The following is a 4,153-nucleotide window of genomic DNA, read 5'->3' on the forward strand; positions in this document are numbered from 1 at the left end:
TGCCACTCGAAGCTCAACCTTAGCAAAATCATCGATTGCTATTTCTTCTTTGCTATCTTGTTCCACAGGCTTGGATTCATTAGTTGTGTTACTCTCTTTACTCGCAACCTCTGCCAGCTGTGGCTGTACGCCTCCACCCATTTCGCCTGCGATATAAGCAACTTCGTCTACGGTTTCCAGTCGAGGGAACAATGGCGATCCTTTGCTCACTTTCGTACCTTCTGCTAATTGGCCAAACTGCTTCATGCTCTCCCAAGCTGTCAGCTCACCTTGCTCAAGACCAAGCTGCTTCCACATTTCACGAGGCGCATGCGTCAAGAACGGCTGCAAAGCAATTGAAATGATGCGGAGTGACTCTGCCAAGTGGTACATAACAGATGCAAGCTCACCACGTTTTGATTCATCCTTAGCAAGTGTCCAAGGCTGGGTTTCATCAATGTATTTATTTGTACGGCTAACGAGCTGCCATAATGAAGCAAGAGCTACAGAGAACTCCATCCGCTCCATTGCTGCTTCTACTTGGTTAATGGTTTCTCCCGCAAGCGTCTGCAAAGATTCATCGAATGCAGTAACCGATCCCGCAAATGCTGGAATAACGCCGTCAAAATATTTATCAATCATCGCAACTGTACGATTAAGCAAATTGCCAAGATCATTCGCTAAGTCAAAGTTAATGCGCTCAACGAAATTTTCAGGAGTAAAGGTTCCATCAGCACCGAAAGGTACTTCTCTAAGCAAATAATAACGAAGTGCATCTAGACCGTAACGATCGATCAGCATAACCGGATCAACGACATTACCCTTGGATTTTGACATTTTACCGTCTTTCATCAACAGCCAACCGTGCGCGAACACCTTCTTCGGTAGTGGCAAGTCAAGCGCCATCAACATAATTGGCCAATAGATCGTATGGAAACGTACAATCTCTTTCCCAACCAAATGCACATCAGCCGGCCAGAAATTACGGTATTTCTCATCCGATCCTTCCTTGCCATATCCAAGCGCTGTAATATAATTTGACAAGGCATCAATCCAAACATAAATTACATGCTTTGGATCGCCCGGCACTTTAATTCCCCAGTCGAAGGTCGTACGCGATACAGCAAGATCCTCTAGTCCTGGCTTAATGAAATTGTTGATCATTTCATTTTTGCGTGATTCCGGTTGAATGAACCCTGGATTGTCCTCGTAATGCTTTAACAGACGATCTGCATATTTACTCATGCGGAAGAAATAGCTTTCTTCCTTAACAAGCTCAACCGGACGACCGCAGTCTGGACAATTTCCGTTTTCCAGTTGGCGCTCCAAGAAAAATGATTCACAAGGCGTACAATACCAGCCTTCATATTCACCTTTATAAATGTCATCTTGCTTCAATAGCTGATCAAAAATCCGTTCAACAGTCAGCTTGTGCCGCTCTTCCGTTGTACGAATGAAATCATCATTTGAAATTTCAAGCTTCGACCACAGTTCTTTAATTCCTACAACAATATCGTCAACGAATTGCTGTGGTGTTTGATCCTTTTCCTTTGCCTTGCGTTCGATTTTTTGTCCATGCTCATCCGTACCAGTTAAATACCATACGTCGTAACCGCGAAGTCTTTTATAGCGGGCCATCGCATCACCGGCAACAGTCGTATAAGCATGTCCGATATGCAGCTTGTCGCTTGGATAATAGATCGGTGTTGTAATATAATACGCATCTTTTTTTGTCATCCCAATAGACCTCCTAATGTTTGTTGAAACAATTCACTTTTTAATAACATAAATCATCACCTGTTTAACTCAAGCGTTACAGTTACATTCACTCTCTACAGCAAAAAAATTCGTTACCCAGAGATATATAAGCTCATTTATAAGTAAAAACCTATAAATTCTTATATACAAAAAAACGCAAAAAACTCCCGTCCATCATGGGACGAGAGCTTAAACTCACGCGGTACCACCCAAATTTCAATCATGACTATCGGAAAGGTAGTGACCGTCCGAGCCATGAAAGCTTCGTGCGCCGCCCTAATTGGCGGCAGCCGCCTTTAACGCAGCGCTGCGTCGCTCCCTTACTCAGCCGTATACACGTTGAGCTTGAAAGCGAATCCTCCCGGACCATTTTCCAATCGTATCCCTTGCCGGATTTCAGCATCTTTCCCGGTTCTCTGCTAAGAGCATTCCATTGTACTTATCCATTCCTCGGATATATGGATGTATCTATGACAAAATATACCCAAATAACGCCCTTGCTGTCAAGCAATAAGCGGTTATCACTCTTTACTCGGCGGAACTGGATCAAAGCCACCTGGATTAAACGGATGGCAACGAGCAATTCGCTTCGCTGCAAGCCAAGATCCCTTTGCTGCGCCGTGTATCTCAATTGCTTCTAGCGCGTACATCGAGCATGTCGGATAGAAACGACAAGAAGGCGGTTTAAGCGGTGAGATCACTTTTCTGTAAAAGTGAATCGGTGACTGCAGAACCCGCCTCATCATACGGTTTTCACCCATTATAACTCACTTGGGGTCGGCTCATCCTGCACACATTCCTTGCAGTAGCCGAACACCTCGAATTTATGTTTAACAACTCGGAACTCCTCCGGAACAACGGTCTGCTCCATCGGACAAAATGTTATCGGATAAGTACGACCGCATTGCAAGCAAATCATATGATGGTGATGATCATTCTCTTTGCAGTGCAGTTTGAACTTGCCGCCATCCTCGAAGATGACCTGTTCAAGTACGCCTAGCTCTTCCATGACTCGCAAATTACGATAAACCGTATCGAAGCTTAAGCCCGTATAGGATCTGCCCATATACTCATAAACTTCTTTTGGAGCTAAATATCCCATCGTTTCTGAAAATAGCTTTGCTAGCGTTTTCCGTTGATCCGTAATTCTTAGTCCTTGACTAGCCAACCGTTGTATAATGTCGTCCATTGTATGCAATTGCCTAACCCCCGAGCCTAAAAGTTTCTATCTCCATAATGACGAAAAAAAAAGCTCTCGTCAATGAGAGCTTGCTAGCCATTCAATCTCATATTAATAACAAAGCTAGCCGCCATTGCCACGAACATGAAGATGCTGAGCAATCCAAGCAGCTTCCGCCACCGATTTAAACGCGAAATTTGCTCTGCATTATTCAATTGACCCTTCGCTATTGAATAAGAACGATGCATAAACATGAAGATAATAATCGAAACAACAAATCCTATATTGAAAAGAAACCACATAAGCGTCCAGAACAAGCTAATTCCCCCGGTCGAATTCGACTACTAATATACTACACATACCATTTGTTTAATATAAACATGAAAGAGACAAAACTAACTACCGCAGCACCAAAACAAAACCACCCTGCACGAAACCGTTGCTGAAACATCCGCAAAATACCAAAGCTAAGCAGGCCAAAAATAACTAATATAAAAATGGCACCTAGTATGAATAACGAAGCAGACACGCTGCTTACATCGACTAACGACACCTGATACACTCCCTTTTTTTGCAATATGTACACGTCAATAGACATTATAAAGGATTACAGACGCATTAGCCAGTTGCAAGAACGGTCAATTTCGTGACAAAGAAGAGTACATATCTTGAGATACGTACCCATTTTAACCTATGAAACGCTGTTACCACTTTATAATGGCTTCATGGTAAGAGCGAAGGGGCGGCCTTTTCTTCAACTTTACCTTAAGTACGTCATCTTTAATAAGGGTTTGACAGACTCTCGGCTTAACCAGCTGAGGCAGTTTGATCGTTTCTACTTTTCCATCAGGCAATCCTTCAAGGCGCAGTCGATCCTCACGAACAAATAATTTTAATTGTTCCCGCTCATAATCATTCGGTAAATCTATTTTCACATGAACAAAATGACGTGTCTCCGAAAAGCTCGCAGAACCTGAACCGATCATTGCACCTGCTGCTTCTGGCAACGCTTTGGTCATCATTTTGCGAACATATTGTTCCACCCAATTCGGCTCTCGCAGCAACTCAAACCCTTTTGGTAGCTGCTGCCTTTCCATCCACCGTTCGAGATCATCCCATTTTGATGCCACAAGTAAACACCCGCCTTCCAGCACTCCTGCCAGTATATGCGCCTGCCTTCGTATGGGCTACTTCTACCTGTGGGAACCTCTAGGCGAATGCCGCATAGTATGTAGC

Annotated in this window: 6 protein-coding genes; all 6 read right to left on the reverse strand. The window is 43.7% G+C overall.

Annotated features, from left to right (window positions below; all coding sequences use genetic code 11):
• Positions 1-1,716, reverse strand: a 1,716-nt coding sequence (metG, locus tag AC1DWN_RS29130; RefSeq protein ID WP_477562376.1) for a methionine--tRNA ligase, incomplete at its 3' end; no start/stop codon positions are given.
• Between the two features lie 542 nt (positions 1,717-2,258).
• Positions 2,259-2,480 carry a membrane protein insertion efficiency factor YidD gene (gene yidD / locus AC1DWN_RS29135; RefSeq protein ID WP_477562380.1) on the reverse strand — a complete coding sequence of 74 codons (222 nt, stop codon included), beginning with the start codon at positions 2,478-2,480 and terminating at the stop codon, positions 2,259-2,261.
• Between the two features lie 17 nt (positions 2,481-2,497).
• Positions 2,498-2,926 carry a Fur family transcriptional regulator gene (locus AC1DWN_RS29140; RefSeq protein WP_477562381.1) on the reverse strand — a complete coding sequence of 143 codons (429 nt, stop codon included), beginning with the start codon at positions 2,924-2,926 and terminating at the stop codon, positions 2,498-2,500.
• A gap of 83 nt (positions 2,927-3,009) precedes the next feature.
• Entirely contained in the window at positions 3,010-3,234 is a 225-nt protein-coding gene (locus AC1DWN_RS29145; RefSeq protein WP_477562377.1) for a hypothetical protein, read from the reverse strand.
• A gap of 35 nt (positions 3,235-3,269) precedes the next feature.
• Positions 3,270-3,470, reverse strand: a complete 201-nt coding sequence (locus tag AC1DWN_RS29150; RefSeq protein WP_477562378.1) for a hypothetical protein — start codon at positions 3,468-3,470, stop codon at positions 3,270-3,272.
• 151 nt (positions 3,471-3,621) lie between these two features.
• The gene (locus AC1DWN_RS29155) at positions 3,622-4,047 is read right to left on the reverse strand and encodes an Hsp20/alpha crystallin family protein (RefSeq protein WP_477562379.1); all 426 of its coding nucleotides are present in this window, start codon (positions 4,045-4,047) and stop codon (positions 3,622-3,624) included.
• Between the last annotated feature and the right edge of the window lie 106 nt (positions 4,048-4,153).

The organism is Paenibacillus sp. P4_A7, assembly GCF_056402455.1.

Bases quoted from the DNA above. Each gene is read 5' to 3' on its own strand.
- yidD (WP_477562380.1), bottom strand. From the start codon at position 2,480: ATGAGGCGGGTTCTGCAGTCACCGATTCACTTTTACAGAAAAGTGATC.
- AC1DWN_RS29140 (WP_477562381.1), bottom strand. From the start codon at position 2,926: ATGGACGACATTATACAACGGTTGGCTAGTCAAGGACTAAGAATTACG.